The organism is Pseudoxanthomonas sp. USHLN014, from assembly GCF_037153335.1.
Classification (GTDB): Bacteria; Pseudomonadota; Gammaproteobacteria; order Xanthomonadales; family Xanthomonadaceae; genus Pseudoxanthomonas_A; species Pseudoxanthomonas_A winnipegensis.
In genome coordinates, this window is sequence record NZ_JBBCKO010000011.1 from 1 (window position 1) to 18264 (window position 18264).

General features: G+C 51.8%; 15 protein-coding genes and 1 pseudogene. 14 read left to right on the plus strand and 2 right to left on the minus strand.

Features of this window, described 5'->3' with window-relative positions; all coding sequences use genetic code 11:
* Nucleotides 1-58: 58 nt before the first annotated feature.
* Nucleotides 59-718, minus strand: coding sequence for a DUF6538 domain-containing protein (locus WFQ05_RS17180; RefSeq protein ID WP_337054692.1), 660 nt, complete (start codon nt 716-718; stop codon nt 59-61).
* 376 nt (nt 719-1094) lie between these two features.
* Between WFQ05_RS17180 and WFQ05_RS17185 the strand changes: the two genes are divergently transcribed.
* From WFQ05_RS17185 to WFQ05_RS17250, 14 genes and pseudogenes are all read left to right on the plus strand, one after another.
* Complete coding sequence (locus tag WFQ05_RS17185; RefSeq protein WP_337054788.1) at nt 1095-2417, plus strand: site-specific integrase; 1323 nt, start codon at nt 1095-1097, stop codon at nt 2415-2417.
* Between the two features lie 69 nt (nt 2418-2486).
* The gene (locus tag WFQ05_RS17190; protein WP_337054693.1) at nt 2487-3407 is read left to right on the plus strand and encodes a hypothetical protein; all 921 of its coding nucleotides are present in this window, start codon (nt 2487-2489) and stop codon (nt 3405-3407) included.
* A gap of 132 nt (nt 3408-3539) precedes the next feature.
* Entirely contained in the window at nt 3540-3935 is a 396-nt protein-coding gene (locus tag WFQ05_RS17195) for an H-NS family nucleoid-associated regulatory protein (RefSeq protein ID WP_337054694.1), read from the plus strand.
* A gap of 572 nt (nt 3936-4507) precedes the next feature.
* On the plus strand, nt 4508-5440 hold the full coding sequence (locus WFQ05_RS17200; RefSeq protein WP_337054695.1) for a hypothetical protein: 933 nt from the start codon (nt 4508-4510) through the stop codon (nt 5438-5440).
* Between the two features lie 26 nt (nt 5441-5466).
* Nucleotides 5467-6231 (plus strand): hypothetical protein, encoded by a 765-nt coding sequence (locus WFQ05_RS17205; RefSeq protein ID WP_337054696.1) that lies wholly within the window; start codon nt 5467-5469, stop codon nt 6229-6231.
* 57 nt (nt 6232-6288) lie between these two features.
* Nucleotides 6289-8619 carry a hypothetical protein gene (locus tag WFQ05_RS17210; RefSeq protein ID WP_337054697.1) on the plus strand — a complete coding sequence of 777 codons (2331 nt, stop codon included), beginning with the start codon at nt 6289-6291 and terminating at the stop codon, nt 8617-8619.
* A 396-nt stretch (nt 8620-9015) separates the two neighbouring features.
* The gene (locus WFQ05_RS17215; RefSeq protein WP_337054698.1) at nt 9016-10338 is read left to right on the plus strand and encodes a hypothetical protein; all 1323 of its coding nucleotides are present in this window, start codon (nt 9016-9018) and stop codon (nt 10336-10338) included.
* 85 nt (nt 10339-10423) lie between these two features.
* Entirely contained in the window at nt 10424-11176 is a 753-nt protein-coding gene (locus tag WFQ05_RS17220; RefSeq protein ID WP_337054699.1) for a hypothetical protein, read from the plus strand.
* A gap of 2 nt (nt 11177-11178) precedes the next feature.
* A complete protein-coding gene (locus WFQ05_RS17225; protein ID WP_337054700.1) occupies nt 11179-13344 on the plus strand; it encodes a peptidase domain-containing ABC transporter in 2166 nt (721 codons plus the stop codon).
* Between the two features lie 378 nt (nt 13345-13722).
* Nucleotides 13723-14514, plus strand: a complete 792-nt coding sequence (gene xth, locus WFQ05_RS17230) for an exodeoxyribonuclease III (protein WP_337054701.1) — start codon at nt 13723-13725, stop codon at nt 14512-14514.
* 86 nt (nt 14515-14600) lie between these two features.
* Nucleotides 14601-14777, plus strand: a pseudogene (locus WFQ05_RS17235) (DUF3606 domain-containing protein).
* Between the two features lie 576 nt (nt 14778-15353).
* Entirely contained in the window at nt 15354-15812 is a 459-nt protein-coding gene (locus WFQ05_RS17240; RefSeq protein ID WP_337054702.1) for an Imm26 family immunity protein, read from the plus strand.
* A gap of 199 nt (nt 15813-16011) precedes the next feature.
* A complete protein-coding gene (locus WFQ05_RS17245; RefSeq protein ID WP_337054704.1) occupies nt 16012-16632 on the plus strand; it encodes a hypothetical protein in 621 nt (206 codons plus the stop codon).
* Nucleotides 16610-17173: a hypothetical protein gene (locus WFQ05_RS17250; RefSeq protein ID WP_337054706.1), complete on the plus strand. Its 564-nt coding sequence runs from the start codon at nt 16610-16612 to the stop codon at nt 17171-17173. The genes WFQ05_RS17245 and WFQ05_RS17250 overlap by 23 nt, the downstream gene beginning before the upstream one ends.
* A 355-nt stretch (nt 17174-17528) precedes the next feature.
* On the opposite strand, the gene WFQ05_RS17255 is transcribed toward WFQ05_RS17250, so the two are convergent.
* The gene (locus tag WFQ05_RS17255; RefSeq protein WP_337054707.1) at nt 17529-18257 is read right to left on the minus strand and encodes a hypothetical protein; all 729 of its coding nucleotides are present in this window, start codon (nt 18255-18257) and stop codon (nt 17529-17531) included.
* Nucleotides 18258-18264 lie beyond the last annotated feature (7 nt).

An 18264-nucleotide genomic window follows, 5' to 3' on the forward strand; every position in this document is an offset into this window, starting at 1 on the left:
CAACCGCACCGCGCTTGAACTCGGTGCTGAACTTCCTTCGCTTCGACATGAACACTCCTCATGGCCTTGATCGGCCTTCTCGTAAGTGTCCGTGAAAACGGGGGTGAACCCTCGCGCCCACCTGTCGCGCGAATTCGGCAAGGCGGTTTTCGTGATCCTTCCATGTGCCCTTCTTCAGCCCCCGCTCCTGCTTGCCCTTGATGAAGTCGGTAGCCCAATCCGACAGCGGCCGGTAGCCGGGGTCAGTGATCGAACGGTGGACCTGAGTGAATCGTGCGGACACTGGTGGCGACAGCAGGTTCAACGCTGGGCCGTCCTCCGGGTCCACCGCGCCAATGCTGACCGCATGAGCATGCAGCAGCTCGCCTAGCTCGAACTCGGCGCCTGCGACGTCGGCGGGATGCTCGGGTGCGGGATAGGCCCCGGCACGGTGCCGGGCTTCGATGTTGTGCAGTTCCTGCAGGACGCTGGCGGAACACTTGGGGTCGAGCTGATGGCGTCCGGCGATGGCCTCTTCAACTTCCCGCTGGATGGCGGCCAGCTTCGCCGGCAGGCGTCGCTGCGCCTCCAGCTTGTCCCGCGTGCCCAGCGTTCGCCACACCTCTTCGCGTCCGTAGGCCTGCTGGTGTTGACGAGGAACAAAGTAGCGAGCGTTCCAGGTAAGCCCCCGAAGCCGAAGATTGGTCCGGGTCTTTGGCGGGGTGTTGCGGGTGGTCAAGCTGAGCCTTAAGTGGCAGCGGATCGTAGCAACTGATCGTAGCAGTTCTGGGCCGCAAGTGACTGATACTCAATCGGAAGATCGGCTTAGGTAGTGCCCAGAGTAGAGTCCCTTCACCCGCTCCATCCTGCTTCTCGAAGTCCGTAAGTGACTGAGAAATCACGGGAAATGGCGAAAAACGATTCCTTGAACGATCCCTCCCCGAGGTATCAATCAAGGTATCAAATTGCCCAAACCGTTCCTTCTGCCGCGCCGCTCTGGCCTCTACGCACGCTTCTTTGTCCCCACCGATCTGCAAGGGGTGGTGGGCTCGCGTTACCTCGTTCGCCCTCTCCATCTGCCACCTGGTGACGCTGCGCGTCTGGTGTCGGCCTACATGGGGATGGCACTATCGAACGCGTTCAAAGCATTGAGACAAGGGAAGTCCATGGATCTGGACGAGGTGCTGCGCCGCATCCGAGAGCAAGGACTGCGCGAACTCACATTGACCGATGTGACGCTGCCTAACGGCACGCATCTGGGTAGGGCCCAGATCGACACGCCTGAGGACGCAGCGCTATTTGCTGAGCTGTTGCGTGAACCTGCCGCCGAGGTTGCCGCGCCTGCCAAACCAAGCGGTTGGCGCACTGGCAAGGCCAAAGCCTCCCCGCTGCTGTCCAAAGCGATTACGGATCACTTGGGAGACTTGGGTCGCGCCAAGCTCCACAGCAAGACCATCCTTGAAAGCCGCCACACCCTGCGGTTGTTCGCGGGCGCCGTGGGGCAGGACCTGGCAGTGTCCGAATTGACAGCAGACCACGTGCGCGCCTTTTTCGATGTCGTGCGGTGGTGGCCATCGAACGCGACCAAGCGCGCGCCCTACAAGGGCCTTACCGTCATGGACGTGGTCGCGCTCGCCAAGGTCAATCAAGTTCCTGAGCCTGCCGCCTGGACGGTTGCCAAGCACCGTCAGCGCTTGTCTGTGTTCTTGGTGTCGCTGGTCTCGGCAGGGCTTTTGGCGAGCAACCCGCTGGCGGGTATCCGGGCGATTGCCACACCTGATGCCGACGACACGGGCGAGCCGTTCACCGACGCTGAGTTGAAGGCGATCTTCGACCCGGTGGCCTTCCCGGCGTGGGCTAAAAAGTATCCGCACAGATGGTTTGGCCCGATGCTTGGGCTCTACTCAGGGGCACGCGTGAATGAGATCGCGCAACTTAGGGTGGAGGACATCGACACGATCGATGGTGTGCCGGGCTTCTATGTCAGAAGCGGTGGGAAGGGCCAAAGCGTCAAGAACAAGAATAGCCGCCGTTTTGTGCCGTTGGCCAAGCCGGTGGTCGATGCTGGCTTTTTGGTCTACATCGATGAAGTGCGTCAGGCTGGCCACACTCAGATCTTTCCGCATCTGCCCAATAGCACAGGACTTGGCTTTGGTCGACAGTTGAGTCGCCAGTTTTCCGTCTACATTAAACGTCAGGGGATCACGGCGAAGGGGCAAGGGTTTCATGGCTTTCGCCACACCATTGCATCGCGCTTAGATGAGGCCGGCGTATCGGCCTCCGCCATTGCGGCAATCACCGGTCATGCGCGCGGGCAGGGGGTGTTGGAGAAGTTCTATATCGACCGACGGACACTGCCGGATCGTGTAGAAACCCTAAGACGCTTTCAGCCCTGTGTATCAATTCCTACTTACTGCAAGGATTACTTTGGGTTGTAATCGTAAGGTGGGTAGAGGGCGCCTTGATGATAGCGAGAGCCGGGCCGCCGGTCATGAGGGACATGAACAATGCCTCTCATTGGTATTTTTTACCAACACTTGGAAATCGGCTTTCCCCGGTTAAGTAAGAGCGAACTTCATTTGCAAATCTTAAGCGACAAGCTGAACCTAGCCCCGATTGACGAGACCTTCGTCAATCGGGGGTTTTCTAGCATTCGTGCGGAGATGTCTCTCGCGACGGCGATTTTTGGGCCTGATAGCTATCAGAAGTTCATTGAAAATCAGTCCTTCCCAGAACTATTTGTGGCCGCTAAGGAGCGGGCGAGTGAGCTTGGCGTTCGACTTGCGGAGTGGGAAGCTACCTCTCGGGATGAGGTGAATGAGGCTGTTGCGCTTGTCTTGGACGATCCTGTTCTCGATTTCTTGCGAAAGCGCAATTTGCTTGTGCGGTTCTTTCCTGAGCAGCTCGGACAGATGCTATCTGCGCATCTGCCCGCCTATCAAAGAAGCGTCGAGCAAGAGGTTCAAAATCTCTGCATCGTCACGCGCGGGACCGCCATTCATTTGACAGGAGGGGAAGCGATCGTTGCGCGGAAGCAAGTATTTAATGAGGTTGCACGAGACGCCTTTGCGAAAATTGGACTATTTGTTGCCGGTGAAAAGGATGGATTGCTTCGCTTCTCTGGCGTCGGAAGCGATGGTGCCAAGATTTCGGCGCAGATGGAGCCTTCATCCCTCACTCGGACATACATGACTTACATGTGGCCGACCATTCGATACTGGCCTTTGATGCAATTTAGCTTCGTCGTCAAGAGGAGAGCTAGAGGCGAGAAGAAAGCGGCATTCTTGATGCCACCTGATGTTCGGTCACTGGCAGCGCTGCGCCTAGGAAGATATGAAGACAGCCACTCTTTAGAGTGTGCTGTGCGAGCTTTGGCGCTATGGATCGAGCTAGGATTTTTCGGCGGCGCGCCTAATAGGGCATCGTGAGATCTAGCGTTGAAGCTCAATGGCATATCAAGCCATGAGATAGACGGCAGAGTAACCCTGAGGCTGCTGGTATTTACATTCAAAGCGGCTGTTGGGTCATAATAGATGCGTCTACTTTTAGGGTAATGAGATATGGCAGGAATTTCACTCGATTCGATCGCCGCCACCAAAGCAAAGTTGGAGGAAGAGCTTCGCAAGTTGGAAGAGCAAGAAGCCCAGTTGCGGCAAGATCAGGCTGCCGAAGCGTTCAATGAAGTCGTCAAGCTGCTTGGAGAATTTGCGCGACACTTCAATGCTCAGCAGCGTGCGGAAGTTGCGGGCTTTGTCATTCATGGGGCGGCAAAGTCCAAGAAGGCAGCTGCTTCAAAGAAGGAGGTCGCTCCCAAATACTGGCTGCCTCATACGCAAGAGACTTGGTCGGGTCGTGGACGCACTCCGAGGAACTTTGCCGCGTGGGAAGGCACTGCGGCATACAAGGACTGGAAATCGAAGCATCCTGACGAGAAGTTTCCGAAATTTCCGGGCTAATCGTCTTAAAGAAAGCCGGCAGCAATGCCGGTCTTCCTTGTGCGGTTGGAAGGGCAGTAGCTCCAAACAGATGTTATGGCAGAATTTCGTGAGCGCGCTTGGCGCAGTGCAGCTTCGAGCTACGAGCACAAAATATACGCCAAGCCGCCAGGTATAGTCGTCGACTGTAGAAGTCAACAGACCGTGACAAGTATGCAAACTGCCAAGCAACTCCACTGGCCATTGGCGAAAAGAGGCGTATGGGGTGAGCGGCTAGATTCAATCAGCGGATTGTTCGACTAAAAGCCTGCTTCTAGATCGTTTAAGCAGTTATGCTTCTCAGAGGATGTCGTTAACTAGGTTCGGACCAGTCAAGACCTTTCTGTGATTAATCTGCATGGGTGATCTTTGACGCCTTGTAGGACTTAATCGCTTGGCACCACATTGGAAATACCAACAGTGGGCACTGCCAAAAGATCTCAACGCGTTGTTACACACGACCACCCGCGAAGCTTGACTAAGCAGCCCTGTGCGAGTATACGTCATGATATTACAGGGGTGTAACGTTTGACTTAGGCAAGGAGCAAGGGTTTGTGAAATTGAATGGGGTAGTTGCGGCTAGCGTTATAGCCGTGTCCGCTATTGGGATTTATTTGGCGTTTTCGCATGCTGAGGCCGATAACGCAAAAACCCAGGGAAAAGTTTCAGGTGAAGAAAATGGTCTTGCATCTTACGCTCCTGATGGCGTAGGAGTTAACAAGAAAGGTGCTAGGCATGTCACTTATCTTGATTACAACCAAGCTGGAATAGATAAAAGATACACAGCGTCGCCTGAACTTACTTATGAACATGTGAGCAAGTGCGAAGCTAGGAAGTCATTCGAGTCTTTCTTTCTGTCTAATCAATCCGATCCAGACTCGATCTTCAATAGCAAAAAGAAGTTGCAGGGTCTGTCGGACCTTAAGAGATCTTATCTCGAAAAAGATCTTAAAATGATGACGGATGCGAAGAATGAGTGCGCTGAATGGGAGGAATTAGTGGATCCCCAACTAGCTGGACAACAGCTCTATGGATCAGCACTGAATGCGTCACTTGCCGGAGATGACAATGCAACAGCGTGCATGATGTTTGAGCCGTGGCAATTGCCCGACGCTAATTCTCCTGATTACAAGCAGCTGGCCGCAGCGTTTGAGTCTAGCGCTTCATCATTAATTGATAGAGGTATTGCCAACGGCAACTGGAAGGTTGTTGCGGCAAGCGTCTTGGCCTTCCGGGAGAGAACGGGACTGCGAGCATTGGTTCCTGGCAATGACGCTACCGCATATTATTACGCACGTCTAGGCCAGATGGGCTCTTACAATGACGAGCTGGCCTCGTCTTTCGGTTATGACGCATCAAATTTTGCAAGATTGATTGCGCCGGCAGCCCTAGAAGCAGCGGAAGCAAAGGCTATCCACGATTACGGAGCATACTTCGGGAGCAAAAAGCTAACGGAAGAAGACATTACTGTCAGGTGCGGGAAGTAATCCAACAACCCAAAAAGGGAATTTCGATGAGAATACTGAATGAAAGCGAATTGGAGTTGATCTTCGGTGGTGATGGTTACGGCACTACAACTCTCGAGTCAGTTAAGGTGACGGCACCCTCATACCAGTCAATAGGGAACTATTTCAACTTCTCTTATTCCGCCCCATACACTGAAAGCGGGGGCGGAGGCTCTGGTGGCTCCTACCATGCTCCTGCGAATTCGGCACTACCCCCCTCGCAAGTCCCGAACGTAGCGAAGCTTAGATGTCAAGCCAATGCTGCGGCAGTTCCTGGACATGCACCTAGTGATGTTCCCGGTTATAGCCTTGATTTCTACAATACCCACGCCTATCAGTATAACGGGTCGACTTCAGTTTACTTCACAAAGGGATCAGACAATCAGCCTGCTGGAACAACTCAGTTGAGAGGTCAAACTTATCCCAATTCCCTCACGAAAAACGAGGCAACGGGGGCGTATTCTGGGGGGGCAGTGAAAATTTATGCTGATGCTGCAATTGCAACGACTGGGAATACTTATTCGCATTCATACTATGACGATAGTAATAACTTCGTTTCCCAAGGAGTTTCACTGGGAGTTTTGAGCGCCGAAGAAAATGCACTAATGGTCACCCTCCATGAGTTTCAGCACGCCTATCAAAGTGCGAATCCGAGTTGGATGGCCTCACAAGGTAGAGCAAATACGGCAGCTAATATTGAAGCAGACGCTGAAACATTTGCCATAAAAGGACTTGAGAGATTTCGTGCTGGAAACAAGGGAACTTGCAATTAGATCATGGAAAGATGGCTCTCAAGGGAGCCATCTTTTTAAGAGATGGCAAGGAGCGCTATGCTGTTCGAAATTCAAAAGAAGTTGAGGCAAGCGATTGTTGAGCTGGCTCCAGGCAGCCATCATGCGCTACGCTATAAGTATAGTCAGAATGAATTGATATCGATTTATCCAGTAGTTATTGCGCTCCCACCTATATTTAAAAGTAATATCAGGTCAAAGAGTGACGCGAACTATTTTGATAGGATACTTAAGCGCACAGACGAAATCTACGATGGGTTAAGCTCCACCGAGATCGTAGATACAATTGCACGAGAGCGCACATGTTTCTTCTTGCAGAGAACGGAATTTCTTATTCCTGCAATAGTTTGCGCCTATTTAGTCGCTAAAATTCTTAGCGTTGATGCTCGCGATCAGAGCACTGTAAAGAGGCTTTGCGAAGGAATTTCCCAAGTCTCTGGCTCTCGGGGGCAAGAGCTGGTCTTAAATTCATCAAAAAAACAGCGTCTACTGTCGCACGCCTTAGGGGATTCTTACAATCTACTCAACGCTAAGCTCAAATCGTTAATCCATTCGCGTTTGGGGCAACGAGCTAATTCGCACCTTCATCGCGCTTGCGATGTAGATGACGAGGTTATGGGTAATAGTAGCAACTTATGGGAGATAGTCGCTCTTAGGTCGCGGCGGTTACCAATTCAGCATGCTCGGCTGATCGGTTTCCGTTTTTTGGTTGCCTTGGCTATCTTTCTATTTCAGATGTATCTCACGTACCAATTAATGGGTTTGGCTGATCTCAATGTTTCATCCATATTTTTGGTGGCGCCTTCGGCTTTGTTGTTATCGCTTGAGATTGTGGATGATCTAAGCTTTTTGAGAAAGCCTGAGAGACATGTGGCATACAACGACTACAGCATTTCCGGCATCCCACATGAAGTCTGTGTTGCCATTCCAATTATATTCAATACAGGCGATGACTTAAAGGCAGAGCTCAAGAATATAGCTATAAATGTGTTGGTAGCAAATGACTCCAACGTGAAGTTCGTAGTTTTAAGTGATTTGGTCGACTCTACATGTGAGCCGGATCCTGCTGATGAGCTTCACTTCGTCCATAAGTTAAGACAGGCGGTTGAAGAGCTAAATCTTGAGCTTGGATCTCGCTTCGGTGAATGCATCTACTACGCGCATCGAGAGCGCAAATTTGTGGGTGAGGCAGGGAGGTGGTTAGGAGAAGGGCGTAAGCTAGGAAAAATCAATCTGCTCAATACGTTGATTATTACCGGAGCCTCTGAGTTCTCTTCAATGAGCCCACGTTTGGCCAAACAGGCGCAATGTTTCAGATACGTAATGGTCCTAGATCAGGACTCTATCCTGACCCCAAACGCTATCCAGACTCTCGCCGGTGCACTGGACCACCCTGCAAACTCAGTCTTGATTGATGGCCAGGAAATCAAGGCCGGGCACGGCATCGCGGTTCCTCAAATCTACACTCAGGCAATTTCCTTACGGGATTGGCGCCTGCCCGAGTCGGTTACAAAGGGCTTAGTTGACGCTCGGGGCGGGCGTGAGACAACCAGCCTATTGTTCAATGATTTTGGACAGGCCGGCTATTTCGGAAAAGGTATGTTTGACCCGCGTGTTTATGCCCAAGTCTCCAAAAAAGTGGATCATCGATCTTCTCTGAGCCACGACACCGTCGAAGGAGATTTACTCCGACCGTGCTTTTTAGGTTCCGTCAGTGTAGCGGACGCTTTTCCGAGTGGCCCGCTAGAGCTGCTTACTAGGGACGAAAGATGGGCAAGGGGAGACTTCCAGAATCTTATTCAGAGAATTTTGTTGCCTAAAGGCCACCGCCCACGCTTGTCGCCGGTTGGATCGTATGTTGTTATGCGTCAATGTCTATCATGGTTTTCGCTTGCATCGACGTTTCCGATGGCATTATTGCTGTCAGCAAGTGTCAAAAGTGGTATGGCGCTCTTCTTTTCGATCGCGCTCGCTGTTTATCCTGAGGTAATAGAACGGTTTCTCGCCGCATTGTCCTCAATAAAAAGTGGGAACCACTTTAAGTTCGGTATGTTCTTGAGAGTTTCGCTCTTTATCTTCTTTAAAAAGTTCGTTCTTGCTCCTTGGCGGTTTGGTCAGGTGAGCGTGTCTCTTTGCGGCGCTATATCAGCGGGTCTAGGTTGTAAATATTCGCTTGACTGGAAGGTTGGAAAAAACCGTGTCAGCAGGGGTTCTTTCTACAATAAGCTTGTGTGCGGAGCTTTTGTTGTGTCGATAGTGGCTCTAGCACTCGCTCAGGACGAACGCCCTTGGGCTGCAGTTTATATGGCCCCCTTTATGTCAGCCTTGTTCTTGGAGAGGATATGTCTCAATCAGCGAGCGAGCAGATAGATTCTTCACCTAATTATCGTGTATTCGCTGAAAAACTTGGCTCCGTTGTTGACCTGTGCTCACAGTTGCCAAGCTATCGGATGATGCCCTTAGTCAATCTTCGTGCTTGGACCATCCCGGCAATAGAGCTTGATCAAGTGGTCTTTTTTTATGGCCCTTCCGGGGCGGCGGTGGGCTATTTTTCTTGGGCATATCTCGACTATCACGACGCATTGTGCTTTTTGCAGGGAAGGTCTGCGCCATTTGTTGCGGTCCAACGATTGGACGGTCCAGACTTTTGGATCACAGACCTAGTCGCACTCCCTGGGGCAGTGAGAATAATCACGAAATACATTCGAGATGTAGTCGTCCCCGAGGTGAAGGTTCTGAATTTTAGATCGCCTAGGACCGGTAGACATGCAAGATATGACGCTGAAAAGTTGTTCAGTGGTCGCGAGGGCGCTCGCATCAAGTTCACTATATGAAGAAAGCGCCTGCTTTTTGCCTATCACCGTAAAGAAACTTGAGCGTGCAAAGGTCATCTGGGTAAATCGCCGACTTGAGACCGAAATCCGTAAATACTTTGGTGTTGGCCTAGAGGCCGATGTCTCTGAGCTTATCTTGTCTCGCTTGGCATACACGATAACTTCCCCTGAAAGTGCGTCGAGTCGACTGGTAACTGATTTCTATGGCTCTAGCGGTGTTACTTTCTTTGGAGGTAGCGGTCGTGCGGCGATAATTGATGGGCTGCAAGTTAAAGGTGTTGGAAAAACACCTCTGGTGAGTCCTTATACCAACTGGCACCACTCACATGGATCTGTTTTCTTGGCTGAGGCAATTCGCGAAGTCTTCTACGCCGAGAGAATCCAGGCCGAAATTCCCAGCTCCGTTGTTCCTTATTGGGCAATCATCGACTGTTGTGAATACATAGATCTTCCGAACGGTACACGAGAGCCTAGAGCGCTTTTGGTGAGACCTTTTGTCATTAGGCCTGCACATGTCGAGCGTGCACTTGGATATGGCCACGCCAAAGGGCAGTTCAAGAGAACCTTCCAATTGTCTGACAGACGACGTGTCTCCTCGTGGGTTGAATTCGCAACGACGAATCTAGAATTCGATCTTGTCGAATTCTCAGAAAAACTCGGATCAGCCTGTGCAAATTGCCACGTAAATTCGTGGTTCCATGGCGGACTTTTTTCGTCGCTCGTGGATCTTGATGCCCGAGTAATAGATTTTGGATCTACACGACGGGTGGAGTCATGGTTGAGGGTCAACTACGAGCCTGGCGAACCGGCCTTTGGTGAAGAGATCAGATATGGCTTCAATATCTTGAGATCAATTGCATTCTCTTTTGCGCGCTATGGCGGAATGATATTCGACGTTAATCAAGTCTTGGATAGATTTAATTATTCATATCGAAATGCCGCCATTATGCTGCTGGCTGGTGGAGCGAGCACGACAACAAAGGAAGACTCAGGAATTTTTGAGGTCTTCATTGATCATTTTAACCGCGCGCAGATATGCGGCTCTCATGACTTGGCACAAACGATTGCCAATCAGTTATTTGATGAGCTTAAGTGCTCCCATCCTCTGGGATCTACCCCACCTGAGAGAAGAGAAGATATTGAGCGATCTGCTCTTGAGTTAGTCAGAAATCTGAAGGATGGCGCTGACCTACAGGATCCGATTGATCAGTTGATCCAGAGCGGCGTTGGTTTTCCGGCTAGTAAGGGTTCGTAAAATGGATTTCCGAGAAGAATTTCTGAAGGAAAAGCGAAGGGACAGCCTTGGGCATGTCTCGCTATCGTCGCAGAAAGCTGTGACCATGGCTGCTGTCTCTTTTGCGATATCGAGTTTATTGATAGTGGTCGCGATTTTTAATGTTCGATATTCGCAATACGAGCGTGCTGTGGGCTATGTAGCTGAGAGACATCCTAAGAGCATAGTCGCATCTCCACTTCCAACTAACACCTCTGTTAACGAAATATTTGTGCAGCAGGGAGATTCGCTTATCCCCGGAAAGGCGATCGCATCAGTCGTCCCAGATAAGGATCTGCCGAAAAATCAATTTTCGGCAAATGCTAATTCATTCTTCTTTGCGCCTCAGGTTAAAGATTCCGCGGAAAAAAGCGTGATCATTAGCAGCACCGTCGCGGGAAGGGTAGACAATATCCTTGTTAGAGAAGGAGCAAGCCTATCCCCAATGCAGCCTCTAGTGACCATATCGACTGCTGAGCCCCGCACTTACTTTCAGATCCTCGCGCCGGGCTCAGTTGTTTCGCATCTGGAAGTTGGCAGCGATATTTCAATTTCTATCTCGGATATAAACGAATCTGACCTTGCGGGCTATAGAGGCGTTGTGACGCGGATATCTCATGTGGGTATGTCGCCGATGGAAGTCTCGTCTTTACTGGGGATCCCGCCACCTCCCGGCCCAAGATACCTAATTGAAGTCGATCCTAAAACCGCGCTGAACGTTGAGCAACAGCGAGTCGTTAGACCAGGCATGAGTGTTCTCGCGTCAATCAAGACTAGGGAGAGGACATTGGCATCCTGGATATTGAATAAGAAGGAATAAAAATGGCTTTCAATTCTCAGGTGGGTGAACGCAGCTTTGAGTTTGGTTGGCGAACGAGGATTGAGCCTGTCTTCCAAGCACAGTCTTCTGAGTGTGGGGTCGCTTGCTTGGCAATGGTTCTTAATTTTTACGGTAATGCCATAACAATAACCAAGCTCAGACTAAGCAGCTGGTCTTCGTCTCGTGGCACAACTCTAGCGGGATTGGTCGAGCTAGCCTCCTTACATGGCCTGCAATCACGTCCATTGAGTGCAAGCATGGATGAACTCAGCGCTGTTCGCCTACCCGCCATTGTTCATGTTGACGGTGATCATTTTGTGGTCATCGAAAGCGTCAGAAAGAATACTCTGACAATAGTTGACCCGGCACGCGGCAGAAAGACCGTCAAGGCGAGTGAGTTTTCAAAAAAATTCACAGGTGCTGTCTTGGAGGTGTTTCCTAACTCAAAATTTGAAAAAAGGACGCCCGGCGGCGTAGATTCAGTTATTGGTTTTATAAAGGGGTTGGGGACTGTCGCAGGATTGAGAGCCGCGCTTCTATGGATGTTTGTTCTTGCGGTTGTATTAGAGCTAACAGTTTTGCTCAGCCCGCTATTCATGCAGCTAGTAATTGATGGCGTCGTGGCAAACAGCGATGCCCGTCTATTGGTGATCGTATGTGCGGCATATTTGGGATTGATTTCTTTTCAGACCATTGTATCGTCTTTCAGAAATTGGGCGCTTTCAGTGCTCGGTGCAGAACTCAGTCTTGGCTGGACTGCCAATGTTTTTAGGCGTTTGATCATGTTGCCAGAACAATATTTTTATAACCGATCTGTGGGCGATATATCATCTCGATTTATAGGTTTGAAAGAAATCCAAAACCTGGTTTCAGTCTCCTCTATCGAAGTGGCGCTAGATTCGATTATGCTGATCGGCGTTGCTGGAATGTTGTTCTATTATAATTTATCAATGGCATTGATTGCGATAATAGGTTCTCTGTTTTATCTAGCGGTGCGATTTCTGTCACTAGAAACAATTTCTAGTGCCAATGTTGATCTTATTTCGGCCGACGCTCGGCGCGAGACTGCCTTCATTGAATTTGTGAAGAGCCATTCTAGTATTCGATTTTCCAACTTGCAGCCCTTCGCTGTCAGTAAGCTCGTGAATCTTACCTCGACGGTGCAAAGGAATGGGCTTAAATTACAGTCTATCCAAATTGTATTTGGAGCTATCGGCACAATTCTTCTTGGTGCTGTGAAAGTAGCGACTGTCTATTTCGGTGCTAATCTGATCTTAAAGGGTGACCTGACGGCTGGCATGCTGATCGCTTTCATAGCTTACTGCGATCAATTTTCTGGCCGCTCATCTAAGCTCGTTGATTTTCTGATATCTTATAAGATTTTGAGAATGTACGTGTCTCGCCTAAAAGATATAACTACGTCTGAGGAGGAAAGTAACTTTCAAAGTAGCAGTGCAGTGGCCTTCGATGACTATTCACTGCAATTGAATGGCGTTTCATTCCGATATGGAGTCAATGATCCGCCCATCGTATTGCAGGCAACGTTGGAGGTTCCTTTTAATTCAACGATTGCGCTTGTCGGTCCGTCCGGAACTGGAAAAAGCACAATCGTCAAATTGATTGCTGGGATTTTAAGTCCGCAAGGCGGCGAATTAATGATTGGTCGACAGAAATATGCGTGGGTCGGCCTCGCTAAAGTCCGTGAGTTGATCGCATTTGTCACGCAAGATGACACTCTCATGTCCGGAACACTAATGGAAAACATCACAGGCTTCGAAGCCAATCCGGATACCGAATTCGCCAGTGCTTGTGCCATGATCGCTGGCGTTCATAGTGAAGTCCTGAAGCTGCCGATGAGATACGAAACGGCAGTCGGCGATTCTGGCGTGCTGCTATCAAGCGGCCAGCGACAGAGAGTCTGTCTTGCAAGAGCTCTGTATAGAAATCCCAAAATATTGGTTCTGGATGAGGCTACAAGTCACTTGGACATCAGAAAAGAGGCGGAAGTGATGGCTTCCCTCTCAAAGCTGGAAATGACCATAGTTATCATCGCGCACCGACCGGAGACTGTTCGGTATGCTGATACGATTTACTGCTTAGACAGCGGAAGATTCGTCAGGCTTGAACCTTCCCCCAACCCGGCAGCGAGTGTCAATGTCTCTATCTGACTCGAACGAACTGATTCCAATCCGAAGTGTAAACGGGATAAGGAGTGCCAACTCACTTTAATATTCGAGCACTGCCTCCGCTGCCAGTCGCTCCTAATCTTGATGATCCCCTACCCGCCGGCGACTGGCGCGTTGTATCGGGGAGTCGAAAAAAAAAAAAGACCTAGAGAAGTCGAAGCATGCTCCGGCCAATAGGAGTGCTGCAACCTAAGTTGAAGCGTCGCTCGGCCAAGCCGATCAGGAAGCCAAGGCACACGAACGAGAAAGTCCCGAACTATCCTAGCTAAGGACTTGGGCTGGGAGGTTGAATCCAGGCCCAAGCGCGAGGGTTGACTGCCTCATTGCTGCCTGCAAGACGGCAAGCCACTAGGAATAGCAATGTCGAAACGACGGACCTTGAAGCTAGCCACATTCAACGTAAATGGCATCAACACGCGCCTGGCGAGCTTGCTCAGCTGGTTGGATGAAGCCAAGCCAGACGTGGTCGCGCTTCAGGAATTGAAGGCGACCGATGGAGCCTTCCCTGCCCAGGCGCTGGAAGCGGCTGGCTACGGAGCGATCTGGCACGGGCAGCAGTCTTGGAACGGCGTGGCGTTGCTCGGCAGACAAACGCAACCCATCGAGAGCCGTCGCAGCTTGCCGGGTGACCCGAGCGACGAGCAGAGCCGTTACATCGAAGCGGCCGTGCACGGCGTGGTGGTGGCTGGCCTCTATTTGCCAAACGGCAACCCACAGCCCGGGCCGAAGTTTGACTACAAGCTGGCTTGGATGAAGCGTTTGGAGCAGCACGCGAAGGCCTTGGTCGCTTTGCCGCACCCTGTGGTCCTGATGGGCGACTTCAATGTCATTCCCACCGATCTCGACGTCTACGACCCGAAGTCATGGAAGAAGAACGCCCTGATCCAGCCCGAGTCCCGAGAAGCGTTTGGCCTCCTGGTTGGACAGGGGTGGACGGATGCCGTGCGTAAGGTGTTTGGCGAGGAGCGGATCTACACGTTCTGGGACCACTTCCGCCAGCACGCCGAGCGCGACCGGGGCCTTCGCATCGACCACCTTCTGCTCAATCCTGTTCTGGCCGAGGGTTTGATCGAGGCGGGGGTGGACCAATGGGTGCGCTTGGAAGAACACGCGAGCGATCACGCCCCGCCCTGGGTAACCGTGAGGATCTGATCACATCCGGCAGACGAAGCCGGGGCTACAACCATCTCGGGCCGAAAGCGACTGTCAGGCCCCAACCCAACCGCTTGGAGGACGAGATGAGCGACGACAAGAAGAACACCTGATCCCCTGACCGCGACCGCATCAACGTCAATGAGGACTACGAGGTGCAGTATTGGACCAAGGAGTTGGGCGTGTCCGCCGAGAAGCTGCGCGAAGCGGTGAAGGCGGTTGGCCCGACTTCGGCAGCCGTGCGCAAGCACCTGGGCAAGTAAGCCGGGCTTAGGCCTTTTGCTGATGGAATACCGCCGGAAGCGGCCGAGTCCCTCCGGTCAGAAGCTTGATCGCTGACGCTTGCCGTTCGGACTTTTCTGACGCCCCACTGCGCCAATGTCTGATGGATTCTGGCGTTCGCGACGGCCAGGCTAGCTCCATCGTCCAGGCCACTTCACCCATCATGGATGGGGGACGGAAGTTAGAACTTCCACAAGGCGCCGACGTTCGAAGGCCCCGCATGCGGTGCCTTTGCTTCTCGCGGTCTTCCAGGGACCGTGCAGAGAGCCCCCTAAGAAAGCCCCCGATCAACCGGTGCTTTGGGTGTCCGTGCGTCCAATTCACGATGTGGCCGCGCCCAGCCATGCGGGTAGCTACAATTTTTAGCGGCAGGTCGCGCGCGCACTACGGGGTCGTCTGGGACGCCGCCACGTTTTCAACTGGTGACCTTGTGCCTGTAGAGTTCGAGCGGCGCCACGTGCAATCTGGGCCACTCGCCAAAAAACGGCATCAGATGAGCAATAGAAGAGATAGGGATGCGGGCGGTGCGACTGACTTGCCATACCACTGAGATTGAAATGAAAAAGAGATCAAAACAGCGCTGGGGAGTAGGGGACTATTTCAAGGTGCCGCTTTCTGATGGCTCTTGGGGGTTTGGTCAAGTTGCCAGTATTGAGGCTGAGATGGGGTCAGCAATTTGTGCGTTCTTCCCTGTTCGCGAAGAGTCTAGTGAGGCCACGCCAAGTGACTTTGGTAGGCCGTTCTCCGTCTTTGTTGTTACAAAGGATCTTTTGGATTCTGCGGATTGGCCTGTGTGTAGTTCAGGAAAGGCCATCGAGGTCGAGAATTACATTGATGTTGATTCAATGCGAGCAAGACGCTACGTCGGGACGCGAATTACTGGTTCTGGAATTGCCATGAAGCTGGTCGAAGCGTATTTTGGCTTGTATCCGTGGAACGGATTTCACGATCCGAATTACTTGGACGGATACCTTGTCTCTCCTGAAATGAAGTCGAAATGGGCTGTCTATAAGTAATGCTTGCACGCTTTTGCGTGGCCACGCATAGCGACATAGTTTGAGCATTCGTTCAGTGACCTTTGCCATCATGATCGCTTCTGGGCAGCGGGTAAGGGCGCAATGAGATGGGTTTCCCAGATCCAGCGCAGATGGCCTGCTAGCGTTTTTTTGGGGGGGGGCGTCCCCAAGGAAGACTACGACAAGCAAAGGAGAATGCATGCGAACGCTTATTGCGTTTTTCGCGCTGATACTTCTTTTTTTTGCGAGTTTCCGCGCTGAGGCCCAGACTGCTGTTCCTAATACAGGTCTGGGCTGTCCGGATTTTCTAATATCCGGATCGACAACACTCACTAATCAAATCATCGCTCACCAGAACGAGTGGCATTTCGTTTGGGACACGGCCAGCTATACGAGCTACGGCCCAACGACCATCCATGTTCAAAATTACGACTGCAACTCATTTGACGTCGCCGGGTTGTATTCGCGCGTCGCGAGCATCGCTCACGAAGTCGGTCATGTGCTCCATCCTTGGGTGATTGACGTTCCCCAGATCCCTTTTATCTCCCGCGAGGTTTTTATCGAGAACTCTTGTGCAGGGGAGGGGCGTGCTGTGATCAACAACATCGTCGCTCGCAATGAAATCTACGCATTCTCCAATCAGTCGGCGGACATTGGCTACGCAGCGGCCAACGGGCCAGAGTTGGTGGCGCTTTACAACGCCGGTAAAACCGATGTCGAAATCGGTAAGGCGTTTTGCGATGCGAACGTGACTTCGACAACCGGCCAAAATTACAATGACTACTATGGACAGATCTATGACAACCTCACGGCACCTTAAAGCCTGCGCGACACTGGTCTTGTTGGCTTGCGTGGGTGTTGGTCATGCGCAGACCCAAGCAGTCCAGTCAGGCGTGGCATCGAAAGCTGAGGCCAGCGGGCTTTGGAACACTACTGAGAAGATCGCGGCCAGCGCCGCCTCTGCGTCAAGCGTCGATCAGCTTCGAACGAGCTTGGCGAGCCTTGCAGGTCAAAGCGCGGCGGGTGTCAAATCGCCACAGCAAGACGGTATCGACCAGGTTGGGCCCTTTCGCATTGCAGGCTCTATTCAAGCGTTTTCGACTGCGATTTATACCGATCCAGCCGGGAAGAACTTCAAGGGAATGGCCATCAAGCTTGCCGGCGCCTGTGTCTCCCGGCGCCAGTTCATTGAGCGCTATCCGAATTCCAAGTTGCTATCGTTCCCGACGGGAAAGAGTTCGGAGGAAGCATACCGCTACGCAGCTCTCGTGGATGGCATGCAGCTGGTGTATGAATTTCCGGAGCGCGCCAAGAATTGTGCATCGGCCGTCAAGATCAGTCCGGAAGGATCCGAATTTTGACGGACCAAAAGCGGGGGGGCGGGGCAACGCGCTCCCCCCGCTCTTTTTTGGTGTCAAGTAACAACCAGCCACTCTGCCTTGGGATGGCGAGTGCGGTGCGCGTAGATCCTCAGCAGTGCATATGCCCGGTCAACAATCATTCGGGCAAGCAATGGCCTTGTTCATAGAGCAAGCTTGCATCGATGCAAAGCCGTCAGGACGAGAACGGGCGTCGGCGGACGCAAGCAAACAGCACAGAGAGCTTCAATCTAACGAGCGCAAAAGAGCGGCACAGAGCAATGCGGCAGAGCTGGTGATGATTAATTCATCTTGTAGCTTGCGCTTGTAAGTTTTGCGGGTTTATAGCTTGCATATCTTATTGCGCCACTCGGCGGATCTCGAAATCACCGCGCGACATTGTCCTAACCTGATGAAGGTCAACGTCGTAGATGGCGATCAGTTCAGAGTTGCTGGCGATGATGTGGCCTCGGATCCTTCGCTCGCCGCCTCTCCATAGCTCCGTTTCGATTCTTGAAATGGGGCCCAATAAGCGAAGCTCCTCCTTAGTTGCCTGCTCAACTCCGGCGCGCTCTCCAATGAGTCCTGGAATGATGGCGATAAGCAACACAACGAAATAGGCGGTCAAGATCAAATAGACCACAGCTACAGAAATCGCAGTAGATGAAAGCAATTCTCGCAGCCAGGGTCTTTTTTCAATGAAGGGTTTGTATGGCCTACTTTTTGGCCTTGCGGGTAGTCGGTAGAGCCAGATTGGGATAGTGAGAAGGAGGACTGAGATGGCCAAGGCGAACCACGGAACGGATTTGATGATTCTCGCCCCTTGGAACACAAGCGCGTAATAACCACGAATTACCTTCCAATCGGCAGATTGTGGGAAGAGGTCGGCTTGCACGCCCCACTTATCAAGATAGCTCGTGTAAGCGACATGCCCACAGCCGTGAAGCAAAATCCCAGCCAGAGTTGTCATAGCTGCGATACTGCCGATCAAAGTGGTGATAGACCACGATCTCCTGAAAAATAGTGGGCGGGGCTGGAATCTTTGCGTAACAGGGCGGTTTGATCTGACGATCTTGACGTGGCGCATGGCTGTT

Bases quoted from the DNA above. Each gene is read 5' to 3' on its own strand.
- WFQ05_RS17195 (WP_337054694.1), top strand. From the start codon at position 3,540: ATGGCAGGAATTTCACTCGATTCGATCGCCGCCACCAAAGCAAAGTTG.
- WFQ05_RS17225 (WP_337054700.1), top strand. From the start codon at position 11,179: ATGGCTTTCAATTCTCAGGTGGGTGAACGCAGCTTTGAGTTTGGTTGG.
- WFQ05_RS17185 (WP_337054788.1), top strand. From the start codon at position 1,095: ATGGGGATGGCACTATCGAACGCGTTCAAAGCATTGAGACAAGGGAAG.
- WFQ05_RS17215 (WP_337054698.1), top strand. From the start codon at position 9,016: ATGCAAGATATGACGCTGAAAAGTTGTTCAGTGGTCGCGAGGGCGCTC.
- xth (WP_337054701.1), top strand. From the start codon at position 13,723: ATGTCGAAACGACGGACCTTGAAGCTAGCCACATTCAACGTAAATGGC.
- WFQ05_RS17210 (WP_337054697.1), top strand. From the start codon at position 6,289: ATGCTGTTCGAAATTCAAAAGAAGTTGAGGCAAGCGATTGTTGAGCTG.
- WFQ05_RS17220 (WP_337054699.1), top strand. From the start codon at position 10,424: ATGGCTGCTGTCTCTTTTGCGATATCGAGTTTATTGATAGTGGTCGCG.
- WFQ05_RS17250 (WP_337054706.1), top strand. From the start codon at position 16,610: ATGACAACCTCACGGCACCTTAAAGCCTGCGCGACACTGGTCTTGTTG.
- WFQ05_RS17245 (WP_337054704.1), top strand. From the start codon at position 16,012: ATGCGAACGCTTATTGCGTTTTTCGCGCTGATACTTCTTTTTTTTGCG.
- WFQ05_RS17240 (WP_337054702.1), top strand. From the start codon at position 15,354: ATGAAAAAGAGATCAAAACAGCGCTGGGGAGTAGGGGACTATTTCAAG.
- WFQ05_RS17205 (WP_337054696.1), top strand. From the start codon at position 5,467: ATGAGAATACTGAATGAAAGCGAATTGGAGTTGATCTTCGGTGGTGAT.
- WFQ05_RS17255 (WP_337054707.1), bottom strand. From the start codon at position 18,257: ATGCGCCACGTCAAGATCGTCAGATCAAACCGCCCTGTTACGCAAAGA.
- WFQ05_RS17190 (WP_337054693.1), top strand. From the start codon at position 2,487: ATGCCTCTCATTGGTATTTTTTACCAACACTTGGAAATCGGCTTTCCC.